This is a genomic window from Tahibacter sp., from assembly GCF_035481375.1.
GTDB lineage: Bacteria > Pseudomonadota > Gammaproteobacteria > Xanthomonadales > Rhodanobacteraceae > Tahibacter.
Window position 1 is genome coordinate 34,622 of sequence record NZ_DATIGT010000206.1, and the last position, 23,202, is coordinate 57,823.

Consider the following 23,202-nt stretch of genomic DNA (forward strand, 5'->3'; position numbering starts at 1 on the left):
AGTCAATAATCCCGCCATGACGATCCCTTCCCGTAGTCTCTACACCGCTGCGCAGATGCGTCGCATCGATGCCGCGGCCGGCGCCACGCAAGGACTCGACGGTCCGGCCCTGATGCAGCGTGCCGCGCGCGCGGCATTCGATGCGCTGTGCCGGCGCTGGCCGCAGGCGCTGCGCATCGCGGTCTGCTGCGGCGCCGGCAAGAACGGCGGCGACGGCTATCTGCTCGCGACGCTCGCGCGCCAGGCGGGCCGCGACGTCAGCGTGATCGCGCTCGCGCCGCCGGCCGATTCGCACGCCGAGGCCGCCGCGGAGTCGTGGCGCGCGGCCGGGGGCTTCGTCCACCCGTTCGCCGGCGAGCACTCGCTGCCGCTGGCCGATGTCTACGTCGACGCGCTGTTCGGTATCGGCCTCAACCGTCCGCTGCAGGGCGCCGCCGTGCAGATTGTCGACGCGCTGAACGCGACTGGCGTTCCGGTGCTCGCGCTCGACATTGCCTCAGGCATATCCGCCGATACCGGCGCGAGTCTCGGCAGCTGCGTGCAGGCCGCGGCAACCGTGAGCTTCATCGGCTGGAAGCGCGGCCAGCACACCGGCGCGGGACTCGACGCCTGCGGCGACTGCGAACTTGCGCCGCTCGATCTGCCGGAAACGATCTTCGAGGAAGAACGCGCCGGCGCTCATCTGCTCGACTGGGATGTCGTGCGGCGCCGCCTGCCGCCGCGCGCACGCAATGTGCACAAAGGTGAATTTGGCCACGTGCTCGCGATCGGCGGCGACCACGGCATGGGTGGTGCGATACGCCTCGCAGGCGAAGCCGCGTTGCGCTGCGGCGCCGGTCTCGTCAGCGTCGCGACGCAGCCGGAACATCTCTCGCCACTGCTCGCGGCACGCCCGGAACTCATGGTCGCGGCCGTTGCGGGGCCGCAGGACCTCGACAGCGTTCTCGCGCGCGCGACGACGCTGGCCCTCGGTCCCGGTCTGGGCCAGCGCTCCTGGGGGCACGCGGTGTGGCATCGCGCGCTCGGCAGCGACAAGCCCGTCGTGCTCGATGCCGACGCATTGAACCTGCTCGCGCGCCATCCGCGCCGCTTTGCCGTGCCGGCCGTGCTGACGCCGCATCCGGCCGAAGCCGCGCGTCTGCTCGCGAGCGACACGGCCAGCGTGCAGGCCAACCGCTACGCCGCGGCGCAGGCCATCGCCGAGCGCTATCACGCCGTGGTCGTGCTCAAGGGCGCCGGCAGCGTGATCGCGGCGCCGGGCAACGGCGTCGCCGTCTGTCCCTGGGGCAACGCGGGCATGGCCAGCGGCGGCATGGGCGACGTGCTGACCGGCGTCGTCGCGGCGCTGCTCGCGCAGGGTCTCGATGCCTGGGACGCGGCCTGTCTCGGCACCGCGGCGCACGCGCGTGCCGGCGACATCGCCGCGCGCGACGGCGCGGGGCTGCTCGCGTCGGATCTGTTCGTGCCGCTGCGGCGCGTGCTCGGGGGTGGTCCGCGTGGCTGAGCCGCTGCACCTCGCCGACGAGGATGCCGTCGCCGGACTTGCCGCGGCGCTCGCGCCGCAGCTGCGCGGCGGCGGCACGATCCACCTGCACGGCGACCTCGGCGCCGGCAAGACCACGTTCGCGCGCGCGCTGCTCGGCGCGCTCGGCGTGACCGGGCGCGTCAAGAGCCCGACCTACAGCCTGGTCGAGTCCTATCGCGTCGATAGCCTGGCTATCCACCATCTCGACCTCTATCGCATCGCCGATGCGGGCGAACTCGAATGGCTCGGGCTCGCGGAATTGCAGGACGGACCGAGCCTTATCCTGATCGAGTGGCCCGAGCGCGGCGGCGACGCCCTGCCGGCACCGGATCTCGTGCTCGAACTCGCCCATGCGCCTTCCGGCCGGCTGCTTTCGGCACGGCCCGTGAGCAGGCGCGGCAGTGCCTGGCTCGCCGCCACAAGCGCCTTTCATTCCGCCGCTTGAAGCGAGTTTCTGACCATCCCCCAAAGAAACTCGGCCAGCTCAGTGTTTTGCAACGAAAAAATGCTTGAAATGCGCAGCCGGCTGGGTTTGAATCCGCAGCCATGTGGGGATCTGCCGTGACATTGCTGCGCGCCGCCGCCGTCCTGGCCGTTTCGGGACTCGCCGCCGCTTCCGCCGGGCAGGCCGCCGAAGTGAAGGCGTTGCGCGTCTGGGCCAGTCCCGACTCCACGCGCGCCGTGTTCGACGTGTCCGGTCCGCTCGAGTACAAGCTGTTCGAACTCGCGAATCCCGACCGCATCGTCCTCGACATCAAGAACTCCACGCTCGCCGAAGGCGTATCCGCGCCGGCGGCCAAGGGGCTGCTCGGCACCGTGCGGCTCGGCAAGCAGGGCAAGGCGGACCTGCGTGTCGTGTTCGACCTGCCGCAGGGCGTGCGGCCGAAGAGCTTCCTGCTGCCGCCCGCGGACAAGTTCGGCCACCGTCTCGTCATCGATCTGTTTCCGAAGACCAAGGCCAGGCGTGAAGTCGTCAAGAGCGTCGACGACGTCGTGCCCGGCGACGGCCGCAAGGTCGTCGTCGCGATCGACGCGGGTCACGGCGGCGACGATCCGGGCGCGATCGGCGCCTCGGGCACGCACGAAAAGTCGATCACGCTGAACGTCGCGCGCGAAGTCGCGAAACTCGTCGACGCGCAGCCCGGCATGAAGGCGCACCTCGTGCGCGACGGCGACTACTTCATTCCGCTGAAAGACCGCTACAAGAAAGCGCGCGAAGCGAAGGCCGACCTGTTCGTCTCGATCCATGCCGACGCCTGTCCCGGCGCCTGCGGCGCGCGCGGCGCGTCGGTCTGGGTGCTGTCGCCGCGCGGCGCGACGAGCGAAGCGGCGCGCTGGCTCGCGGCGAAGGAAAACGGCGCCGACCTCGTCGGCGGCGTCTCGCTCGACGACAAGGACGACACGCTCGCGGCGGTGCTGCTGGATCTCTCGCAGGGCGCGACGATGGAAGCCAGCGCGGCGATCGCGCAGATCGTGCTCAAGGCGCTCGGCCGCATCGGCCCCACGCATCGCGGCTATGTGGAAAAGGCCAACTTTGTCGTGCTGCGCTCGCCGGACGTGCCGTCGATCCTCGTCGAGACCGCGTTCATCACGAATCCGGCCGAGGAAAAGCGGCTGACCGATCCGGAGCATCGCGGCAAGCTCGCGGCCGCCGTCGTCGAAGGCATCAAGACCTATTTCACGCAGACGCCGCCGCCGGGCACCTGGTTCGCGGCCAACAGCACCGGCCGCCGCGGACCGTCCGAACACGTGGTCGCGCGCGGCGAAACGCTGTCGGGCATCGCCGCGCGGCATCGCGTGAGCATCGGCGCGCTGCGCGAGGCGAACCGCATCGCCGCCGACGGCAGCGTGCGCGCCGGCGACGTGCTCGACATTCCGCCGCAGGGTTGATCACGGCAGCGGCGGCGCACCCGTCGGCCACGAAAATCCGTCCGCGAAGATCCGCTCCGGATCGAACTCGAACGCCCCGAGATCGGGACCCGTGCCGACGTAGCCGTCGTTGATGCCCGGCAGTACCGCACCGCGATCGCGTGCTGCGCTGTCGCTGCGCAGGCGGAAGTCGCCGGCGGCCGGCGCGACGAGACTCGGCGCTGCAGCGATGCCGTCGATTTCCTGATTCGTCGCCGCGCTGAACGCCGCGAGCGTGGCGTAGTTCGTGCCCATCCAGTGCGCGAATCGCGTGGTCGACGTCGTGTGCAGCAGATCGTGGTTCCAGTCGAGCGCAACGGCATTCACCTTGGTCAGCACCGTGCGCGTCGCGGCATAGATGTTGTTTCGCGAGCGGATGAACGTCGAGTTGCCCGGCGTCAACAGATAGACCGCATCGGTTTCCGGCGCCGTCGTCTGCACGGTGTTGTGCAGCAGCAGCACCGGGCCGACGGCTTCGGGGTAGCCGCTGTTGATCTTGAGGAGGCTCGACACGTAGTCGTCGACCTGGCTGGTGCGCGTATTGCCGATGTCGTAGGCGACGTTGCGCACGATCCAGGTCGGTCCCGGCGCGGCCGGCGCGACCGCGAACGCCATGTGCGAATCGCGGATCGTGTTCTCGAACAGGCGCACGTTCGCGCAATAGCCTTCGGGCTCGAGCGCGTCGTCGTTGTGACGGCGGAAACGGTTGCGATAGACGTCGACCTCGGTCGTGACCGCGCCGGCCGGCGCACTGCTGCCGCAGGGGCCGATGCCGTTGAACCAGCCTTCGAAGCGGTTGCGCCGGACCACATGGCCGCGGCCGATGTCGTCGGTGAACGCGACGCCGTTGTTCTCGGCGCTGCTGCCCTTGGTCTGGTCCCAGGGCCAGTCGGGTATCGACGTGTCGTAGAGCTCGTTGTCCTCGATGCGATGCCGCGCACCTCCCTTGACCCAGATGCCGGCCGAGCCGATGTCGTGGATCCGGTTCGCGCGCACGATCACGTCGTTCGACTGCCGCAGATAGATGCCCTTGCCGTATTCGGTCGAACCGTAGTGGCGGATCTCCATTCCTTCGATGCGCAGATGGCTGCGGCCGTCGGCGACGAACCCGCTTTCGCGCCGCGCGACATCGATCGCGTGCGCGGCCGGCGAACTGCCGTCGGCCAGTTTCAGATAGAGAAATCCGCCGCTGTAGCAATAGCCGCCGGGTGCGCCTGCGGCGAGTGCCTGGAGTTCGGCGATCGAGTCGTAGCGGAACAGCCGCTTCGCGTCGGCGAGCACCTGCCAGCTCGGCGACGCGTCGGCGCGGCGGAACAGTCCCTGGCTCGCTTCCCAGCTGCTGCCCGCGGCGATGCGTTCGGCGCCGTCGAGGACCGCGCCGGGCTGGCCGCGAAACACGATCGGCTGCGCTGCCGTGCCCGATCGCGGCAGCGACACCTGTTCGCGATAGATGCCCGGCGCGATCGAGACGACATCGCCGGCCTGCGCGATGTTCGCGCCGCGCTGCACGCTCGCGACGGCCTGGCCCGGACTCAGTCCGTCGTTGCCGTCATTGCCGCCGGTCGCGGCCACGTAGACCGTGCGCAAGGTCGGTTCGACGAGCGTGTCCGCTCGCGTCGCGAAGGCTGCAGTCGCACTGGCTGTACCGCCGACGCCGTCGGGGTCGGACACGGTCAGGCGCAGTTCGTAGTTCGTGCCCGGCGCAAGCCCGAACAGGCTGCCGGCGAAGTGCGTCGCGTCGACGCGCAGCAGATCCTGCGCCGCGCGGAACGTCGGCTCGCCGCTGCGGCGCCACTGCAGTGCGACGTTCGCGTTGCGATTCGTGTCGCCGGCGATCGTCGCGACCGCGCCGGCGGTTTCGAGATTGCCGTAGCCCTCGATCGCGCCGAGCGTGACGCTGGTCTGTGCGAATGCCGGCGCTGCCGCGACGCCGAACAGCAGCCCAAATCCGAGCGGTCGCGCGCACGACATGCGTCAATCCCCGTCGCCGCCGACGCGCTGCTCGACCTGCTGCAGCCGCTGCTGCAACGCGTCGACGAGACTCTCGAGCTGTTCGATCCGCGATTCCAGCGCCTGCGCGCTCGAACCCGCTCCGTCGGCGGCGGCGGCTGCGGCGAGCGCGGAGACGTCGACCTCGCCGCAGAGCAGATGCATGTAGCGGTCTTCGCGCTGACCGCCGCTGCGCGGAATGCGCACGACGAGCGCCGGATCACGCTGGCTCAGCCGGTCGAGCGTCGAGCGCACGTCGTCCAGGCTCGGGAAATCGGCGAGCCGGTCGCTGCGCGCGAGCAGCTCCGGCGCGGTCTGCGGCCCGCGCAGCATCAGCAATGCCAGCAGAGCGCGCTGGCGCGGCGTCACGTTGAGCGCCTGATCGAGCCGATGCTCGTAGCGCGACGCGCGCGCCGACATCGAGCCTGCGACGAAGCGCTTGCCTTCGAGCTGGCGCAGCGCGTGGCCGACCGCGCCGGGTTCGAGTTCGAGCACCGGGTCGCGGTTGGACTTCTGGTTGCAGGCCGACACGACCGCGTTCAGCGTCAGCGGATAGACTTCGGGCGTCGTCGCGGCCTTTTCCACGAGACAGCCCAATACGCGCGCTTCGATCGGTTCGAGCAGGACGGCAGCGTTATCGCTCATGCAGGGACTCCGGGAATTCAGGCGAGGATGCGGAAAACCGCGCGGCGATACTGACGAAATGTTCACGCCTGTGCGCGTCGGCTGCGCCATTATTCCGTCAGGAGGTCACGACCATGAAACGGTTTTTCTTCCTCGTGCTGGGCCTGACCGTCAGTCCGACCGCCGCCGCCCTGTCGCTCGACTGCATCATGCTCGACAGTTTCCAGAACGCCGTGCCGGTTCCGGCGAACTGGGCGCCGCTGCTGACCCGGCACAATTGCGCCCGCCGCTCGGTCACGCCCGCCGCCTCGCCGCGGCTGAACCTGCTGTCCTGGGACACGACGATCGCCGCCTCGGCGCAGGCCTACGCGAACAACTGCCAGTACGTGCACAACGCCGCGACACCCTACGGCGAGAACCTTTACGCAGGCGCGGTCTCGCCGGGATTTCCGACCAACGTAGAGGCCGCCGCGGCGACCGACTGGGCCAACGAGCACGCCAGCTACAACTACGCGGCGAATTCCTGCTCGGGCATCTGCGGTCACTACACGCAGATGGTCTGGCGCTCGACGACGCGCGTGGGCTGCGGCATCCGCCAGTGCACCGTCAATTCGCCGTTCCCGCCGCCGTTCACGAACTGGACACTCGTCGTCTGCAATTACGACCCGGCGGGGAATGTGATCGGGCAGAGGCCGTATTGACGAGGAAAGCGTGAGAGGAGCGGGAAACGAGTGAATGCGGAGCGAGGCACCGCGCGTCCATTCGTTTCCCGCTCCTCTCACGCTTTCCTGATGCGAAGGATCACGTATACCGGCACGCTCGCCGCGAGCAACGCCGCGCCCCACTGCAGCGCCTGCGTGCCGGTGCCGACCAGCGCGTAGGCGGCGAACGCCGCGGCCAGCAGCGCGACGATGCCGTAGACCCCGCGCGCGCGTTCGACGCGCAGCAGCGCGAGCGCGCAGACGAGGAACGGCAGCAGCGATGCCGCGGTCGACAGCAGGATCGACCAGGTGAACAGGCTGACGAGGCTCGCGTTGTAGTTTGCGATCACGAGCAGGCTCGACAGCGTCGCGCCGATCAGCAGGCCGGCGCGCGGCGTGCCGTCGGCATCGGTGCGCGCGAACACCGCCGGGAACAGGCCGTCGCGCGCGGTCGCGAGCGGCAGCTGTCCGAGCATCAGCACCCAGCCGTTCAGCGCGCCGAGGCAGGTCACGGCGGCGATCGCCGCGACGACATAGCCCGCGGCGTCGCCGAGCAGCCGGCGCGTCGCGTCGACGAACGGCGCGGCCGAGGTTGCGAGGGAGTCGGCCGGCACGAGATGCAGCACCGCGCTGCAGGCGGCGATCGTCACGGCGATCGCAACGGCCGTGCCGAGCAGCGTCGCGCGCGGCACGGTGCGCTGCGGGTCGCGCACCGCGCCCGCCGGCACGGTCGCGCTCTCGAGCCCGAGGAAAGCCCACAGGGTCAGCGCAGACGTCGTCAGCGCGACGCCGAGCAGGCTCTTGTCGCTCGGATTGAACGGTGCCGCTGCGGCGACCGGCGCCGGTTCGACGAGAAGAAACGCCGCCGCGGCAAACAGCACGAGCGCGCCGACCTTGAGCGCGGTCGTCGCCAGCTGCACGCCCCCGGCCGTGCGCAGTCCTGCAATGTTGAAAAGCGTACAAAGCCACAGAAAGGCGATCGCGCAGATCGCCGCGCGCCCCGGCGTCGCCGTCAGCGGCGGCGCGCAGGCGCCGGCATAGCCGGTCAGCGCGATCGCGATCGCCGGAACGGCGCTCCAGATCGAGATCCAGTAGCACCAGCCGACGACGAAGCCGACTGCATCGCCGAACGCGGCGCGCGCGAACGCATAAGGGCCGCCCGACGCCGCCGGCAGCACGCGGCCGAGACGCGCGAACGTCGCCGCGAGCAGCAGCGCGCCGGCCGTGCTGATGGCCCAGCCCAGCGCGCTCGCCGCGCCGTAGGGCGCCAGTGAGCTCGGCAGCAGGAACAGGCCCGAACCGATCATGTTGCCGACGACGAGCGCGACCGCGGTCCACGGACCGATCGTCGCGGGCGTCGCGCCGGCCCGCCGCGCGTCAGGCGTCACGCCAGGCGCGCCGCATCAGTTCGTGAAAGTGGTGCACGCCGCTCTCGCGCCTCGGGCAGAGGCGTCCGGCGAGGTAGGAACCCGAGGCGAGCCGTTTCTGCACGGCGAGGCAGATGTCGACGTCTTCCTGCTGCACGGCGTCGCTGAAGGTCTGGTCCTGCCGGCGGCGTTCGCGCTCGGCCTCGTCGGGCTGCGCCGGGTAGTAGTAGTCGAAGTCGACGCGGCAGCGATCCGGCGCGAGCGGCACGACGCGGTTGGTCTGCAGCCGGCCCGGCAGGATGTTGAGCATCGTGTTCGGCCAGACGAAGTAATACAGCGCGTCGCCGCTGCCGTAGAAATTGCCGGCGTTCTCCAGCGGGCTCCATTGCAGCGAATGCCAGTCGGCGACTTCGGTGCGATAGCTGCGGTAGTCGAGCAGCCGGTTGAGCGCGGGATGGATGTGCGGGACGTGATAACCCTCGAGATAGTTGTCGACGTAGACCTTCCAGTTGCAGGCGATCTCGTAGCTGTCGCGATGGCTGTACGCGAGCGCGGGCAGATCGTGGCCGGCGATGCGCGCCTCGATGCCGGCGAGCAGCGCGTCGAGTCCGGCGGCCGGTTCCAGCGAGGCGAACACGAGCCCCTGCCAGACCGCGACCGCGACCGGCGGCAGGCGCACGTCGGCGACATCGAAACCGTCCGCCGAATCCATTTCGGCGGCGCTGCGCAGGCGCCCGTCCAGCGTGTAGGTCCAGCCGTGATAGCGGCAGCGCAGCGCGCGCGCGCCGCGGCCGCTGCACCAGGCCAGCGGTCCGGCGCGATGCCGGCAGACGTTGTGGAAGCCGCGCAGCTCGCCGTCGTCGCCGCGCACGAGCACGACCGGCACGCCGGCGATCTCGTCGACGACATGGTCGCCGGGCTCGGCCAGCGCGGCGACCGACGTCACGAGCTGCCAGCTCGGCGCGAACACGCGCCGCGCTTCCTGCGCGGCGGCGTCGGCGTCGGTGTAGAACGGTGCGGGCAGCGCGCTGGCGCTCGCGAGCGGCTGCGGCGACAGCCAGGCGGAATCGGGTCGGAAGGCCATGGAGCACGGCGGAGTCGGCGATGCGCGACTGTAGCGCGTTCGCTCCGGTGCGGCTTGCCGCGATGTTCCTTTCCTTCCATCGCGACACGCGGCACACTCGGACCGGATCGACAGGCGAGGCTCCCAGCAGCGTCACGTCAGGAGCCTCTCGCAGCCAGCAGTGCGGCGAGGAGGGTGAAGGTGCGTTCCACCGATATCCGTGTTCCCGATTACTTCCACAAAGTCGTCGATTGCCAGTGGGCCTGCCCGGCCCACACACCGGTCCCCGAATACATCCGACTGATCGCGGCAGGACGCTACGCCGACGCGTATCTCGTCAACTGGAAATCCAACGTGTTTCCCGGCGTGCTCGGCCGCACCTGCGACCGGCCCTGCGAGCCCGCGTGCCGGCGCGGCCGCGTCGAGGAAAACAACGGCGCCTCGCCGGAACCCGTCGCGATCTGCCGCCTCAAACGCGTCGCCGCCGACAACAAGGGCGACATCGCCGCGCGCCTGCCGCGTGCCGGAAAGCCCAACGGCAAGCGCATCGCCTGCGTCGGCGCCGGGCCGGCCTCGCTGACCGTCGCGCGCGACCTCGCGCCGCTGGGCTATCAGGTCACGGTGTTCGACGGCGAAGCCAAGGCCGGCGGCTTCATCCGCACGCAGATTCCGCGCTTCCGCCTGCCCGAATCCGTCGTCGACGAGGAAACCGGCTACATCCTCGGGCTCGGCGTCGAATTCCGCGGCGGCGAGCGCATAGCGTCTCTGAAGAATCTGCTCGCGCAGGGCTATGACGCAGTGTTCATCGGCTGCGGCGCGCCGCGCGGACGCGATCTCGATCTGCCCGGGCGCAGCGAAGCCGCGGCGAACATCCATATCGGCATCGACTGGCTGGCCTCGGTCTCGTTCGGTCATATCGACGCGATCGGGCGCCGCGTCATCGTGCTCGGCGGCGGCAACACCGCGATGGACTGCTGCCGCTCGGCGCGCCGCCTCGGCGGCAGCGACGTCAAGGTGCTCGTGCGCTCGGGCTACGACGAGATGAAGGCGTCGCCCTGGGAGAAAGAAGACGCCGAGCACGAAGGCATTCCGATCCTCGACTACCATGTGCCCAAGGCGTTCCTGCACGACGACGGCCGGCTCACCGGCATGCAGTTCGAGCGCGTGCGCGCCGAGCGCGACGAGAAAGGCCGGCGCCGCCTCGTGCCGAGCGGCGAGCCCGACGTGATCGTGCCCTGCGACGACGTGCTGATCGCGGTCGGCCAGGAAAATGCGTTTCCGTGGATCGAGCGCGACGCCGGCATCGCGTTCGACGAATGGAACATGCCCGTCGTCGACAAGACCACGTTCCAGTCGAGCCTGCCGCACGTGTTCTTCGGCGGCGACGCGGCGTTCGGTCCGAAGAACATCATCTGGGCCGTCGCGCACGGCCACGACGCCGCCGTGTCGATCGACAAGCTGCTCAACGGCGAGGACGTGCACGAGCGGCCCGCGCCGACGGTCCATCTGCTGTCGCAGAAGATGGGCATCCACGAATGGAGCTACGACAACGACGTTTCGCCGGACGAACGCTACAAGGTGCCCTGGGCGCCGAGCGAACGCACGCTGACCAACATCGCGGTCGAAGTCGAACTCGGTTTCGACCGAGAGACGGCGCTCAAGGAAACGCAGCGCTGCCTCAACTGCGACGTGCAGACGGTGTTCACCGACAAGGTCTGCATCGAATGCGACGCCTGCGTCGACATCTGTCCGATGGACTGCATCAGCTTCACCGTCAACGATGAGGAACCGGCACTGCGCGCGAAACTCACCGCGCCGGCGCTGAACACCGATCAGTCGCTCTACGTGTCGGGCGAACTCAAGACCGGCCGCGTCATGGTCAAGGACGAGGACGTCTGCCTGCATTGCGGCCTCTGTGCGGAACGCTGCCCGACCGGCGCCTGGGACATGCACAAGTACCTCATCGAAATGACGCATGCGGGGCCGGGTTGCCGCAGCAAGGGCGCATGCCGGGAGGCGGCGTAATGGCCTCCGTGCAAGCCGAGAGCTCGAGCAACGCCGCGTCGCCGCTGTCCGCCGTCAATGATTTCGTCATCAAGTTCGCGAACGTCAACGGCTCGGGCTCGGCCTCGGCCAATGAACTTTTCGCGAAATCCATATTGCGCATGGGCGTGCCGGTAAGCCCGCGCAACATCTTTCCGTCGAACATCCAGGGGCTGCCGACCTGGTACGAGGTCCGCGTGAACGAGCGCGGCTGGCTCGGCCGGCGCGGCGGCGTCGATTTCATGGTCGCGATGAATCCGCAGACCTGGGACGGCGACCTCAAGGAGATCGAGCCCGGCGGCTATCTGCTGTACGACTCGACCAAGCCGTTGCCGCGCTCGAAATTCCGCGACGACATCCATGTGATCGGCGTGCCGCTGACGCAGATCTGCAGCGAGCACTACACGGTCGCGCGCGAACGCCAGCTGTTCAAGAACATCATGTACATCGGCGCGCTGTCGGTGCTGCTCGATATCGATCCGGCCGTCATCGAAGCCCTGCTCGGCGAGCAGTATCGCGGCAAGGAAAAGCTGCTCGACGCGAACAGGCAGGCGTTCCATCTGGGCCGCCGCCACGTGCTCGACAACCTGCCGCATCCGATCGGCCTGCGCGTGCGCCGCGCCGACAACGTCGGCGAGCGCATCTTCGTCGACGGCAACACGGCCGCAGCGCTCGGCTGCGTCTACGGCGGCGCGACGGTCTGCGCGTGGTATCCGATCACGCCGTCCTCGTCGCTGGCCGAGGCATTCCAGAAATACTGCATGAAGTACCGTGTCGATGCCGCGACCGGCGCGAACAAGTTCGCGATCGTGCAGGCCGAGGACGAGATCGCATCGATCGGCATGGTCGTCGGCGCCGGCTGGAACGGCGCTCGCGCGTTCACGACGACATCGGGTCCGGGCATCTCGCTGATGAACGAATTCATCGGGCTCGCGTATTTCGCCGAGATTCCGGTGACCATCATCGACGTGCAGCGCGGCGGTCCGTCGACCGGCATGCCGACGCGGACGCAGCAGTCGGATCTCCTGGCCTGCGCCTATGCCTCGCACGGCGACACCAAGCACGTACTGCTGCTGCCCGAGGACCCGGCCGAATGCTTCGATTTCAGCGCCGCGGCGCTGGATCTCGCCGACCGCCTGCAGACGCCGATCTTCGTACTGACCGACCTCGACATCGGCATGAACCAGCGCCTCTGCGCGCCGTTCGCCTGGGACGACACGCGCGTCTACGACCGCGGCAAGGTTATGACCGCCGAAGAGCTCGAAGCGGGCAGGGACTTCGGCCGCTACAAGGACGTCGACGGCGACGGCATTCCGTATCGCACCTACCCGGGCACGCATCCGACCAAGGGTTCCTATTTCACGCGCGGCACTTCGCGCGATCCGTATGCGCGCTATTCCGAGCGCGGCCCGGACTACGTCTACAACATGGAGCGTCTGCTGCATAAGTTCGACACGGCACGCAGCCTCGTGCCGCAGCCGATCGTGCGCAACGCCGCGCGCCGCACGCGCTTCGGCGCGATCTACTACGGCTCGACGAGTCCGGCGATGACCGAGGCGATCGCGCTGCTCGAGCAGGACGGCCTCCTCATCGACACCCTGCGCGCGCGCGCGTTTCCGTTTCCCGATTCGGTGCGCGACTTCATCGATGCGCACGACGCGGTCTATATCGTCGAACAGAACCGCGACGCGCAGCTGCGCAGCCTCGTCGTCAACGAGTTCGGCATCGATCCGGCGCGCGTGCCGGCCGTGCTGCACTACGACGGCACGCCGATCACGGCGCGCTACATCGCACGCGCGATCGGCGAGCGCATGCGCACGGCCGGCGCGCCGCTCGTCGCAGACCTCGGAGCCAACCGCTGATGGAAACCACGATCGTCACGCAGGCGCTGTCGTACGTGATGCCGCTGCTCGTGCTCGCCGCGCTCGCCGTGCTGCTGGCCAAGACCGGCTCGCCGTGGCTGATTGCGGCGCTCGCGTTCGAAGCGCTGTCGCTGCTCTGCCGCATCGCGCTGAATTTCGGCGCGTCGGAACTCCTCCGCTCGGCCCTGTTCATGAACGTCTGGCAGCTGTTCGGCCTGCTGTTCGCCGTCTGCCTGCTCGGCTTCGCCGTGACCTGGCCGTCGCACACACCTGCACGCAAGGCATCGTCATGACCTTCGTCGCCAAACCGAAACTGCATCATCCGACGCTGCCGCAGAACGCGCTGTGCTACACGCGGCGCGACTACGAAGGCAAGATCAGCACGCTCTGCGCCGGCTGCGGCCACGATTCGATTTCCGCGGCGATCATCCAGGCCTGCTGGGAACTGAGCCTCGAACCGCACCGGCTCGCGAAGCTGTCGGGCATCGGCTGCAGCTCGAAGACGCCGGACTATTTCCTCGGCCAGTCGCACGGCTTCAACACGGTACACGGGCGCATGCCGTCCGTGCTGACCGGCGCGAATCTCGCGAACCGCGAGCTGATCTATCTCGGCGTGTCCGGCGACGGCGACTCGGCCTCGATCGGCATCGGCCAGTTCGTGCATGCGATACGCCGCGGCGTGAACATGACCTACATCGTCGAGAACAACGGCGTCTACGGCCTGACCAAGGGCCAGTTCTCGGCGACCGCCGACCAGGGGTCCACGTCCAAGCGCGGCGTCGTCAATGCCGACAGCCCGATCGATCTGATCGGTCTCGCGCTGCAGCTCGGCGCGACCTATGTCGGCCGCAGCTTCAGCGGCGACAAGGCGCAGCTCGTGCCGCTGATCAAGGGCGCGCTCGCGCACGGCGGTGCCGCGTTCCTCGACGTCATCAGTCCCTGCGTCGCGTTCAACAACCACGCCGGCAGCACGAAGAGCTACGAATACGTGCGCGCGCACAACGATGCGGTCAATCGTCTCGACGTGATTCCGCAGCGCGAGGAAATCGCCGTCGACTACGCGGCCGGCGAGACCATCGACGTCGAGCAGCACGACGGCTCGCGCCTGCGCCTGCACAAGCTCGATGCCGACTACGATCCGCGCGACCGCATCGCCGCGATGAACTACATCCAGCAGCACCAGGCGCGCGGCGAAGTCGTGACCGGACTGCTCTACGTCGACGCGGGTGCCGAAGACCTGCACACGCATCTGAATACCGTCGCGACGCCGTTCAACCGGCTCGAGGCGGCGGACCTGTCGCCGGGCGCGGCCGTGCTCGCGAAGATCAACGCGGGCCTGCGCTGAGCGATGCGCGACGACGAACGCGCGATCCGCGCGCTGATCCTCGCCTGGCATGCCGCAACCGCGCGCGGCGACATCGAAGCCGTGCTCGATCTCATGACCGACGACGTCGTGTTCCTCGTGGCCGGTCAGCCGCCGATGCGCGGACGCGAGGCGTTCGCACGCGGCCTGCGTCAGGTGCTGGACACTCACCGCATCGCGTCCGGCGGCGACATTCAGGAAATTGCCGTGAGCGGCGACCTCGTACTGCTGGAACGCACTCGAGGTGACGATCGCACCGCTCGCCGGCGGCGAACCGATGCATCGCAGCGGCAACTGCTGTCGGTGTTCCGCCGCGGCGACGACGGCCGCTGGCGTCTCGCGCGCTATGCGAACGCGCGATGCGAATCTGTTCGGCTCTGCGGAATCCTGAGTGCTGCGATCGCTCCTGCGTCGTCGGCGTTCCGTTTCCGATGCGAAGCGAGGCCATGCGCGCATCCGTGAAGATCAGGTTATTCGGTGTCGAAACGGATCTGCGGGCAGAACTCCACGCTATGCTTGCGAACGTGTCCTGGTCTTAGGGGAGCTTTCGATGCGACACAGGGTATTCAGGTCGGGCGTCTCTCGCCGTGTTGCTGCCGTCATCGCCGCCATGGCGGCGATGGGATTCGGCACGCAGGGCCAGGCCAACCGCGCGGACCTCGATCTCGCGTTCGGTGTCGACGGGGTCGTCGAGCTGCAATTGCCGGGCGGCAGCAGTTTCCTCGACGTCGACGTGCAGCCCGACGGGCGTATCGTCGGCGTCGGTTATGCGGGCAGCGGCGCTTCACGGCAGTGGGCCGTCGTGCGTTTCACCAGCGACGGCAGCCTGGATGCGACGTTCGGCGCCGGCGGTATCGTATTGCTGACGCCGCCGGGAGCGCTGGCACCGACACCTCCCGGCGGCGTATCGGAACCCACGGTCGCCTCGTCGCTGGCGTTCGATGCGGCGGGCAACGTGCTCGTCGTGGGCGGCAATGCGGTCGTGCGCCTGACGCCGAACGGCGCTCTCGACGCGGCGTACGGCAGCGGCGGCGTCTACATTCCGCCGTCGCCGCCGCAGCCTCAGCCCTACGGACTTCCCGGTCCTTTCTTCCGCGACATCGCGCCCGATGGGGCCGGCGGATTTCTTCTGTCCGGCGCCTTCTATCATCTGGAAGGCGCGTACTACTACGCCGGTCATGCCTCGGTGACGCGACTGACCTCCGCAGGCGTTGCCGATACTGGCTTCGGAACCAGTGGCACCGCGCACTTGCCGGGCAACTACGCGCCGCGAACGTTCAGCGCGGCCTTCAAGGCCGTGTCGTTCGGCGGCGGCGTCTATTTCGCCGATTACGAATCGGACCGCACGGATCGCTTCCAGGTCCCCGGCGTCCGCAAGCTCGCGGCCGACGGGTCCTTCGATACCGCGTTCGGCAGCAGCGGTCATGCGATTCCGTTTCGATCCGACGTCGGGGGACCTGCCTATGCGAGCTCGATCGGCCTGCAGTCCGGCTCACGGTTCGTCGTTGCGGGCGTGAGAACCCAGATCCTGCCGCCCCATGTGATTCTGGCGCTCGCGCGCATCACGACAACCGGGCAGATCGACGGGACGTTCGTGCCGTTCACGGTTCAGAACCCGGTGGGCCAGTACGACAGCACGCCTACGCTGCTGATCGACACCGACGACCGCATCGTCGTCGGCGGCTGGCGAGATTCTTCGGGGGCTGCCATCGCGGGGCTGCTGCCCGACGGCGCGCCGGATCCGGACTTCGGCGCGGGCGGCGTCGCCTCGCTCGCGATTCCGCTGGACGGCGCGCCCGGCGTCGCGCTCGCGCGTCAATCCGACGGCAAGTATCTGGTCGCTTCCGGCGGCGATCAGGAGACGGCCGCCGCACGCATGTACGTTGTCCGCCTGCGCGGCTCGGCGTTCATCCCGCCGGAAGTCGCGACGACGCCTCCGGACGGCGCTCTGCTGTCGGCCGGGGGCGGTTTGCCCGGCACTACGCAGTCGCTCGGCGCGATCCGGTTCACCAATCGCGGCAGCGACGCCCTGATCGTCAGCAACTGCGTCGCGAGCAGCGGTTTCAGCGCTGCCGCCGCCTTCCCGCTCTCGATAACGCAGTCGACACCGCAGAGCGTCGCAGTCTCGTGCCGGTTGCCAGCGACGCCATCGACGTCGATCTCCGGCAGTCTCGTCTGCGAGACGAACGACGGCGACGAACCGCAGCTGAGCTTCCCGCTGCAATGCACCTCGGGCCTCGGCGTGCCGGGTGCGAATTCGATCCCGACGCTGGGGCAAGGCATGCAATGGCTGCTCGGCGCGTTGGTGGCGCTGGCCGCTCTGTCGACGATGCGCGGCGCGCGCCGGTACGTGCGCTAGTCTGCGGAACGTCGATACGACGCTCCACGATCAACGCCGCAGCCAGGGCTGTCCGCGCTGCCGCGGCAGTGTCTGTGGGTCTTCGGCCACGCTTGCAGTGAGCAGCGCGGATCGCAGTGTCGACAGTACCTCGAGATGCGGCGTGCGGTAATGCGCGCGCTGGTCTGCGAGGAGCGCGAGCTCCACGTCGTACATGGCCGCGATCTGCGGATGCTGCAGCAATGCGAACACCTGACGCTCGACGCGAAAGCGCGCGAGCGCGGTGTCGTTGAGCAGGTCGCGGCGCGCGATCGTCACGGCGACCTGCCGTTCGATGCCGTCGACGCGCTGCGCGCGATGGACGCTGCCCATGCCGCCTTCGCCGAGCTCGGTGTCGATCCGATAAGGGCCGACGCGCGTGCCGCGGCGCAGAAGCGCGCAACGCCATCAGCGCCGGTGATGCGGTCAGATCTGTCGACGCGGCATCGATCTGCAGCAGATCGCGCAAGTGCCTGCGCGCCGCGTCGTCGAGGTCATTGCGTGCCTCGATTTCGGCGAGGCGTTGTTCGGGCGTGAGATCAACGAGCAAGTCGAATACGCGGCGCAAATAATGAAAAGTGGATGTTTTAATATTGCAGATTGGCGACGCGTGGCTTGGTCCGCGTCAGAGGGCGGAGCACGGCAATCCGCGTGACGACCCGTCACGCACGCAGGCCGCTGCGGCGTCGAACCGTGCGCGTGTCGCGCGATCCGTTGCGTTGCGATCGGCGCGCGCCGGCGACGTCCTTGCGGCAGGGGAATTCGGTTCCGCATCCATCGCTGTCCGTCTTCATGACTTCGTCGGAGAAATGCAAGCTGCGGCATCGGTCGCCGCGACCGCACGGTCCGGAGTCTGGCCGGCATCTGCGCCGGGGCGCCTCTTCTGACGGTCGTTCAGATGGTGCATCGACACGATCGCTGCCCGATCCGCATGGCGTTCTCATCGTCAGGTCGACGACTTCCGCATTCGCCTCTGCATTGATCGGAGCGAGCAGGCGACGGCACGCGAGTTCATCCGGACCGTCGCGCTGCGCGCTGGTCGGGCGTCGACGCGACGAACTGGTCGAACAGGTATCGCAGGCGAAAGTGATGTTCGGTCATACGTGTGATTCGTTGGCGGGGCCGGAGCATGGTTCGGCAAGGAGATCAGCGTCGCGCTCCCTCGTCTGCCGTCGATGGCGCTTGCGCCGAAGCGGCGTGCGCAGCGGCGAAGCCTTCGCAGCTCGACGCGAGCGGCGACGATTCCGTCGCCGCTGACGCAAGATCTGAGATCTCGGTTCTTATCCTGGTTCCGGGTCATTGCCGTGCTTGCGGCGTCCGCGGGAAGGCTCCGGTCTACCCTGCGGGCGCTTTTTTCATTCGGCGTGTTCGCGGAGCGTCGCGCAACACTTGCCCGCATGCCGCCGCAACGGCACGCTTGCACGATTCGCCTGCGGAGCGTCGCGCGTGTCCGATCCGATTCCTCCCGTCATGACCACGGCACAGCGCCTGCGCTCGATCTTCAGCGGGTCGGTCGGCAATCTCGTGGAGTGGTACGACTGGTACGTCTATACCGCGTTCGCGCTGTATTTCGCGCCGGCGTTCTTTCCGGCCGGCGACCAGACCGCACAGTTGCTCAACACCGCGGCGATCTTCGCGGTCGGGTTTCTGATGCGGCCGCTCGGCGGCTGGCTGCTCGGCCAGTATGCCGACCGGCACGGGCGCAAGGCCGCGCTCGTGCTGTCGGTGCTGTTGATGTGCGGCGGTTCGCTGCTGATCGCGCTGACGCCGGGCTATGCGCAGATCGGCGTCGCCGCGCCGGTTCTGTTGTTGTGCGCGCGTCTGCTGCAGGGTCTCAGCGTCGGCGGCGAGTACGGCGCCTCGGCGACCTATCTCAGCGAAATGGCGAGCCGCGAGCACCGCGGTTTCTGGTCGAGCTTCCAGTACGTCACGCTGATCATGGGCCAGTTGCTCGCGCTGGCCGTGCTGATCCTGTTGCAGCGCGTGCTGCTGACCGAGCAGCAACTGCACGACTGGGGCTGGCGCATTCCGTTCGCGATCGGCGCGCTGGCTGCGCTGGTGTCGCTGTATCTGCGGCGCAGCATGCTGGAAACCGAATCGTTCCGAATGCAGGCGAGGGCGTCGTCGCGGCATCGCCTGCGCGAACTGCTGCGTCATCCGCGCGAACTCGCGACCGTGGTCGGCCTCACGCTCGGCGGCACGCTCGCGTTCTATACGTTTACTACGTATATGCAGAAATACCTCGTCGTCAGCGGCGGCATGAGCAAGGACGATGCGACGGCAGTGTCGGCGGCGACGCTGTTCGTGTTCATGCTGCTGCAGCCGCTCGTCGGTGCCCTGTCGGACCGGATCGGCCGGCGCCCGCTGCTGATCGCCTTCGGTGTGCTGGGCACGCTGGGGACGGTGCCGCTGTTCGGCGCGCTCGCAAACGGCGTGACGCCTCTCGAAGCGTTCGGGCTCATCCTGCTCGCGCTGACCGCGATCAGCGGCTACACCGCGATCAACGCCGTGGTCAAGGCCGAGCTGTTTCCGGTCGAAGTGCGTGCGCTCGGCGTCGGGCTGCCGTATGCGCTGACCGTGTCGATATTCGGCGGTACCGCGGAGATGGTCGCGCTCGCGCTGAAGCAGCGCGGCATCGAGGCGGGCTTCTATTGGTACGTGACGGCCTGTATCGCGGTCTCGCTGCTGGTCTACGTGGTCACGGCCGACACGCGGCGCACGTCCCGCATCGATCGCGACCCCGGAGTGGGCCCGGGACCGTGACGGGGACCGCGTTCGGCTTCGTCCGCCTTAGGCGTTCTTGCGGCCATCACGGTAAGCTAACGAAGTTTGAACAATCGGAGGAGTGGGGAGATGGGCAAGTCACGTTTGTGGAAGGCGCTCTGGGCAGCCGGCGCGTTCGGCTGTGTCGCTGCACTGGCGCCGGTCGGCGCGTTCGCGGAGGAAACCACCGAGGCGGCGCAGGACGGCGCGGCCGCCGGCGAGGCGCAGGAACTCGAGGCGATCTCGGTCGTCGGCTCGCGCCGCTACGGCCGCTCGTCCGAAACCGTCACGCCGGTGCCGGTCGACGTCGTGCCGATGGCCGACATCGCCGCCAAGAGCCCGCAGTTCGACGTCGCGCAGGCGCTGCAGTACATCGCGCCGTCGTTCAACTCGACGCGCCAGACCGGCGCGGACAACGCCGATCTCGTCGACTCGGCCATGCTGCGCGGTCTCGGCTCCGATCAGACCCTGGTGCTGCTCAACAACAAGCGCCAGCATCAAGCCGCCATCGTCAATATCTTCGGTGCGCGTAACCGCGGCAACACCGGCACCGACTTCAACACCATTCCCCAGCTCGCGATCGAACGCATCGAGATCCTGCGCGACGGCGCCGCCGCGCAGTACGGCTCGGACGCGATCGCCGGCGTCGTCAACGTCGTGCTGAAGAAGACGCCGGGCTGCGAAGCCGTCGCGGGCTTCGGCCAATATTCCCGCGGCGACGGCGAGAACACGCTCGCTTCCGCCTACTGCGGCTTCGAACTCAACAACGGCGGCGTCATCGCGCTGACCGGCGAATGGCTCAAGCGCGGCCGTTCCGATCGTTCCGAACCGCGCGGCAGCCCGCGCACGATCGGCGACACCAAGATGGACAACCGCACCTTGTTCCTCAATGGCGAAGTGCCGCTCGGCGACGTGGCGCATTTCTACTTCAGCGGCGGCTATCAGGACCGCTATGCCTCGTCCGCCGCATTCGCGCGCGGCGGCATCGGCAGCGACGACATCCCGTCGCGCAACTCCGCGGCGATGTACCCGAACGGCTTCGTGCCGTACATCAACGGCGACATCGAAGACCGCACGCTGATCGCCGGCGTCTGGGGCAATATCGGCGAATGGCGCGCCGACGTGTCGCAGACCTACGGCTACAACGAGCTGCTGAACGACATCAGCAACACGCTCAATGCCTCGATCGCGAACGAAGACCTGCTCGGCGGCGGCCCGGGCCTGAGCCCGAGCAAGTTCGACGCGGGCGGCTACGCGTTCACGCAGTACACGACCAACGTCGACTTCTCGCGCTACCTCGACAACGTGCTCGCCGGCACGAACGTCGCGTTCGGCCTGGAGCGCCGCCGCGAGAACTACGAGATCTTCGCGGGCGAGCAGGGTTCCTGGGACGACTTCGACGGTCCCGGCGGCGGCAACGCCGGCAGTCAGGGCTATCCGGGCTTCCAGCCGGCCGACGAAACCGATTCGAGCCGCACGAGCTGGGCCGCCTACGCCGACTTCGAGTTCAACTGGACCGATCGCTTCATGACCGGCGTCGCGGGCCGCTTCGAGGACTACGACGACTTCGGCAAGACCACGACCGGCAAGCTGACCTCGTCGTTCAAGGCGACCGACACGTTCCTGCTGCGCGGCTCGGCCAGCACCGGCTTCCGCGCGCCGTCGCTGCAGCAGCGCGACTTCCAGTCGACCTATACCGAGTTCGTCGGCGGCGACCCGATCGACATCCTGCTCGCGCGCAACGGCAGCGCCGTCGCGAATGCCGCCGGCATCGAGGCGCTGCGCGAGGAGAAGGCGAAAAGCTTCACGCTCGGCTTCGCCTGGAGTCCGCTCGACAACCTGACCGTGACGCTCGACGGCTACCGCATCGACATCGACGACCGCGTCGTGCTCTCCGGCCAGTTCCCGGCCGACAGCGACGCGATCAGCGACGAACTGCGCGCCTACCTCGAAGCCGAAGGCGTCGGCGCCGCCGCGTTCTTCGTCAACGCGGTCGACACGCGCACGACCGGCATCGACCTGACGATCGCGCACAGCACGGAAGTCGGCGACGGCGAACTGACGACGTATTTCGCGGTGAATCACGGCAAGACCGAGATCACCAAGGTCAACGTGCCGGCCGCGCTCGCCGGCGGCGACGGCGCCGAGATCTTCCTGTCGGACCGCGAACGCCGCTTCATCGAAGACGGCGCGCCGAGCACCAAGGCCACGCTGAGCTTCGACTACGCGATCGGCCAGTGGGACACGATGTTCAAGATCATCCACTTCGGCTCGCAGACGCTCGGCTCGTTCTCGGGTCCGCCGGTGTTCCTGGACTACGGTCCGAAGACCTCGGCCGACGTCGCCGTCAGCTATGCGTTCAACGACAACATCAAGCTGACCGTCGGCGCCGCGAACATCTTCGACGAGTTCCCGGACCGCCAGAACCCCGACGAGACCGACAACGGCCACGTGTTCGACAGCGTGCAGTTCGGTCTCAACGGCACGTCGTACTTCACGCGTCTTGCCGTGAAGTTCTGATCGGCTGAAAGCGTCGTGTGATCGAAAGCCCGCACCGTGAGGTGCGGGTTTTTTTCGTTGCGAACCCGGTCGATACGCGCGGACTGTCTTCCGCTCCCGATTCCCAATTCCCGTTGCGTGCTCCCCGCGCTACGCTTGCCCGCCGGTCCTGCCCACGGAGCCTCCCATGCATCGTCGTTCCCTCGGTGCCGCTGTCGCGGCCTGCCTGCTGTCCGTTACATTCGCGAGTCCGGCCGCCGAGGCGCCGCCGAAGAAGGGCAGGACCATGACCGAGGTGCTCGCCGCGAGCCAGCCGTCGGACTGGCGCCGGCTCGATCCGGACGACACGGTGTATCTCGATTTTTCCGCCGGCCGTGTCGTCATCGAACTTGCGCCTGCATACGCGCCGGCGCATGTGGCCAACATCAGGACGCTGCTGAAGCAGCACTATTTCGACGGTCTCGCGATCCTTCGCGTGCACGACAACTACGTCGTGCAGTGGGGCGATCCGGAGTCCGGCGACAAGGACAAGGCGCGCCCGTTCGGCGAGGCCAGGCGTTCGGTGCCTGGCGAGTTTTCGCAGGCGATTGCGAAGCAGCCGTTCGTGCGCTTGCCCGACGGCGACGTCTACGCGCCCGAGGTCGGCTGGTCGGGCGGCTTCCCGGTCGCACGTGATCCGAAGGCGGGGCAGACCTGGCTCGCGCACTGCTACGGCATGGTCGGCGTCGGCCGCGACAATGCGGCCGACAGCGGCAACGGCTCGGAACTCTATGTCGTGCTCGGCCACGCGCCGCGGCACCTCGACCGCAATGTGACGCTGGTCGGCCGCGTCGTGCAGGGCATGGAGCTGCTCGCCGCGCTGCCGCGCGGGACCGGGCCGCTCGGCTTCTACGAGAAAGCCGAGCAGCGCGTGCCGCTGACGCGCGTGCGGCTGGGCAGCGACGTCCCCGAAGATCAGCGCAGTTCGCTGGAACTGCTGCGCACCGATACGGAGACCTTCACCGCGCTCGTCGAGACGCGGCGCAACCGCCACGACGAGTGGTATTTGTCGCAGGCGGGAAAGGTGGAGGTGTGTAATGTGGCACTGCCGGTGAGGCAGGCGGGCAAGAAGCGGTGAA

18 protein-coding genes are annotated in these 23,202 nt (G+C 68.3%); 13 read left to right on the forward strand and 5 right to left on the reverse strand.

The features are described from left to right. The first annotated feature begins 16 nt into the window (after window positions 1-16). From VLF18_RS13530 to VLF18_RS13540, 3 genes are all read left to right on the forward strand, one after another. A complete protein-coding gene (locus VLF18_RS13530; RefSeq protein WP_325280152.1) occupies window positions 17-1,504 on the forward strand; it encodes an NAD(P)H-hydrate dehydratase in 1,488 nt (495 codons plus the stop codon). Continuing rightward, entirely contained in the window at window positions 1,497-1,970 is a 474-nt protein-coding gene (tsaE, locus tag VLF18_RS13535) for a tRNA (adenosine(37)-N6)-threonylcarbamoyltransferase complex ATPase subunit type 1 TsaE (RefSeq protein WP_325280153.1), read from the forward strand. Before VLF18_RS13530 ends, tsaE begins: the two co-directional genes overlap by 8 nt. A gap of 116 nt (window positions 1,971-2,086) precedes the next feature. Further along, a complete protein-coding gene (locus VLF18_RS13540; protein ID WP_325280154.1) occupies window positions 2,087-3,415 on the forward strand; it encodes an N-acetylmuramoyl-L-alanine amidase in 1,329 nt (442 codons plus the stop codon). On the opposite strand, the gene VLF18_RS13545 is transcribed toward VLF18_RS13540, so the two are convergent. Together VLF18_RS13545 and VLF18_RS13550 are read right to left on the reverse strand one after the other, a co-directional pair. Then, window positions 3,416-5,404 (reverse strand): right-handed parallel beta-helix repeat-containing protein, encoded by a 1,989-nt coding sequence (locus tag VLF18_RS13545; protein ID WP_325280155.1) that lies wholly within the window; start codon window positions 5,402-5,404, stop codon window positions 3,416-3,418. It abuts the gene before it with no gap. 3 nt (window positions 5,405-5,407) lie between these two features. Further along, window positions 5,408-6,067, reverse strand: a complete 660-nt coding sequence (locus tag VLF18_RS13550; protein WP_325280156.1) for a YceH family protein — start codon at window positions 6,065-6,067, stop codon at window positions 5,408-5,410. Between the two features lie 113 nt (window positions 6,068-6,180). On the opposite strand from VLF18_RS13550, the gene VLF18_RS13555 reads away from it, so the two are divergent. Then, the gene (locus VLF18_RS13555; RefSeq protein WP_325280157.1) at window positions 6,181-6,747 is read left to right on the forward strand and encodes a CAP domain-containing protein; all 567 of its coding nucleotides are present in this window, start codon (window positions 6,181-6,183) and stop codon (window positions 6,745-6,747) included. Between the two features lie 77 nt (window positions 6,748-6,824). Here the strand turns inward: VLF18_RS13555 and VLF18_RS13560 are convergent, their stop codons facing one another. Further along, window positions 6,825-8,135, reverse strand: coding sequence for an amino acid permease (locus tag VLF18_RS13560; protein ID WP_325280158.1), 1,311 nt, complete (start codon window positions 8,133-8,135; stop codon window positions 6,825-6,827). After that, window positions 8,125-9,198 (reverse strand): aromatic ring-hydroxylating dioxygenase subunit alpha, encoded by a 1,074-nt coding sequence (locus VLF18_RS13565; RefSeq protein WP_325280159.1) that lies wholly within the window; start codon window positions 9,196-9,198, stop codon window positions 8,125-8,127. Before VLF18_RS13565 ends, VLF18_RS13560 begins: the two co-directional genes overlap by 11 nt. Before the next feature lie 180 nt (window positions 9,199-9,378). Between VLF18_RS13565 and VLF18_RS13570 the strand changes: the two genes are divergently transcribed. The 6 genes from VLF18_RS13570 (at window position 9,379) to VLF18_RS13595 (ending at window position 16,804) form a co-directional block, all read left to right on the forward strand. Then, window positions 9,379-11,202: an FAD-dependent oxidoreductase gene (locus VLF18_RS13570; RefSeq protein WP_325280160.1), complete on the forward strand. Its 1,824-nt coding sequence runs from the start codon at window positions 9,379-9,381 to the stop codon at window positions 11,200-11,202. Next, on the forward strand, window positions 11,202-13,082 hold the full coding sequence (locus VLF18_RS13575; RefSeq protein ID WP_325280161.1) for a 2-oxoacid:acceptor oxidoreductase subunit alpha: 1,881 nt from the start codon (window positions 11,202-11,204) through the stop codon (window positions 13,080-13,082). The genes VLF18_RS13570 and VLF18_RS13575 overlap by 1 nt, the downstream gene beginning before the upstream one ends. Beyond that, window positions 13,082-13,375, forward strand: coding sequence for a hypothetical protein (locus tag VLF18_RS13580; RefSeq protein WP_325280162.1), 294 nt, complete (start codon window positions 13,082-13,084; stop codon window positions 13,373-13,375). Before VLF18_RS13575 ends, VLF18_RS13580 begins: the two co-directional genes overlap by 1 nt. Beyond that, window positions 13,372-14,427, forward strand: a complete 1,056-nt coding sequence (locus tag VLF18_RS13585; protein ID WP_325280163.1) for a 2-oxoacid:ferredoxin oxidoreductase subunit beta — start codon at window positions 13,372-13,374, stop codon at window positions 14,425-14,427. Before VLF18_RS13580 ends, VLF18_RS13585 begins: the two co-directional genes overlap by 4 nt. A 3-nt stretch (window positions 14,428-14,430) precedes the next feature. Beyond that, the gene (locus tag VLF18_RS13590; RefSeq protein WP_325280164.1) at window positions 14,431-14,907 is read left to right on the forward strand and encodes an SgcJ/EcaC family oxidoreductase; all 477 of its coding nucleotides are present in this window, start codon (window positions 14,431-14,433) and stop codon (window positions 14,905-14,907) included. Window positions 14,908-14,995: 88 nt separating this feature from the next. Beyond that, on the forward strand, window positions 14,996-16,804 hold the full coding sequence (locus tag VLF18_RS13595; protein WP_325280165.1) for a delta-60 repeat domain-containing protein: 1,809 nt from the start codon (window positions 14,996-14,998) through the stop codon (window positions 16,802-16,804). Window positions 16,805-16,834: 30 nt separating this feature from the next. Here the strand turns inward: VLF18_RS13595 and VLF18_RS13600 are convergent, their stop codons facing one another. Beyond that, window positions 16,835-17,155, reverse strand: a complete 321-nt coding sequence (locus tag VLF18_RS13600) for a hypothetical protein (protein ID WP_325280166.1) — start codon at window positions 17,153-17,155, stop codon at window positions 16,835-16,837. A gap of 1,137 nt (window positions 17,156-18,292) precedes the next feature. Between VLF18_RS13600 and VLF18_RS13605 the strand changes: the two genes are divergently transcribed. From VLF18_RS13605 to VLF18_RS13615, 3 genes are all read left to right on the forward strand, one after another. Continuing rightward, window positions 18,293-19,585 (forward strand): MFS transporter, encoded by a 1,293-nt coding sequence (locus tag VLF18_RS13605; protein ID WP_414717228.1) that lies wholly within the window; start codon window positions 18,293-18,295, stop codon window positions 19,583-19,585. A gap of 90 nt (window positions 19,586-19,675) precedes the next feature. After that, the gene (locus VLF18_RS13610) at window positions 19,676-22,105 is read left to right on the forward strand and encodes a TonB-dependent receptor plug domain-containing protein (protein ID WP_325280168.1); all 2,430 of its coding nucleotides are present in this window, start codon (window positions 19,676-19,678) and stop codon (window positions 22,103-22,105) included. Window positions 22,106-22,271: 166 nt separating this feature from the next. Next, a complete protein-coding gene (locus tag VLF18_RS13615) occupies window positions 22,272-23,201 on the forward strand; it encodes a peptidylprolyl isomerase (protein WP_325280169.1) in 930 nt (309 codons plus the stop codon). Window position 23,202 lies beyond the last annotated feature (1 nt).

Excerpts from the sequence above, each read along its gene's own strand:
- VLF18_RS13530 (WP_325280152.1), top strand. The coding sequence starts at position 17 with ATGACGATCCCTTCCCGTAGTCTCTACACCGCTGCGCAGATGCGTCGC.
- VLF18_RS13545 (WP_325280155.1), bottom strand. The coding sequence starts at position 5,404 with ATGTCGTGCGCGCGACCGCTCGGATTTGGGCTGCTGTTCGGCGTCGCG.
- VLF18_RS13550 (WP_325280156.1), bottom strand. The coding sequence starts at position 6,067 with ATGAGCGATAACGCTGCCGTCCTGCTCGAACCGATCGAAGCGCGCGTA.
- VLF18_RS13555 (WP_325280157.1), top strand. The coding sequence starts at position 6,181 with ATGAAACGGTTTTTCTTCCTCGTGCTGGGCCTGACCGTCAGTCCGACC.
- VLF18_RS13565 (WP_325280159.1), bottom strand. The coding sequence starts at position 9,198 with ATGGCCTTCCGACCCGATTCCGCCTGGCTGTCGCCGCAGCCGCTCGCG.
- VLF18_RS13575 (WP_325280161.1), top strand. The coding sequence starts at position 11,202 with ATGGCCTCCGTGCAAGCCGAGAGCTCGAGCAACGCCGCGTCGCCGCTG.
- VLF18_RS13580 (WP_325280162.1), top strand. The coding sequence starts at position 13,082 with ATGGAAACCACGATCGTCACGCAGGCGCTGTCGTACGTGATGCCGCTG.
- VLF18_RS13585 (WP_325280163.1), top strand. The coding sequence starts at position 13,372 with ATGACCTTCGTCGCCAAACCGAAACTGCATCATCCGACGCTGCCGCAG.
- VLF18_RS13590 (WP_325280164.1), top strand. The coding sequence starts at position 14,431 with ATGCGCGACGACGAACGCGCGATCCGCGCGCTGATCCTCGCCTGGCAT.
- VLF18_RS13595 (WP_325280165.1), top strand. The coding sequence starts at position 14,996 with ATGCGACACAGGGTATTCAGGTCGGGCGTCTCTCGCCGTGTTGCTGCC.
- VLF18_RS13600 (WP_325280166.1), bottom strand. The coding sequence starts at position 17,155 with ATGGGCAGCGTCCATCGCGCGCAGCGCGTCGACGGCATCGAACGGCAG.
- VLF18_RS13605 (WP_414717228.1), top strand. The coding sequence starts at position 18,293 with ATGACCACGGCACAGCGCCTGCGCTCGATCTTCAGCGGGTCGGTCGGC.
- VLF18_RS13610 (WP_325280168.1), top strand. The coding sequence starts at position 19,676 with ATGGGCAAGTCACGTTTGTGGAAGGCGCTCTGGGCAGCCGGCGCGTTC.
- VLF18_RS13615 (WP_325280169.1), top strand. The coding sequence starts at position 22,272 with ATGCATCGTCGTTCCCTCGGTGCCGCTGTCGCGGCCTGCCTGCTGTCC.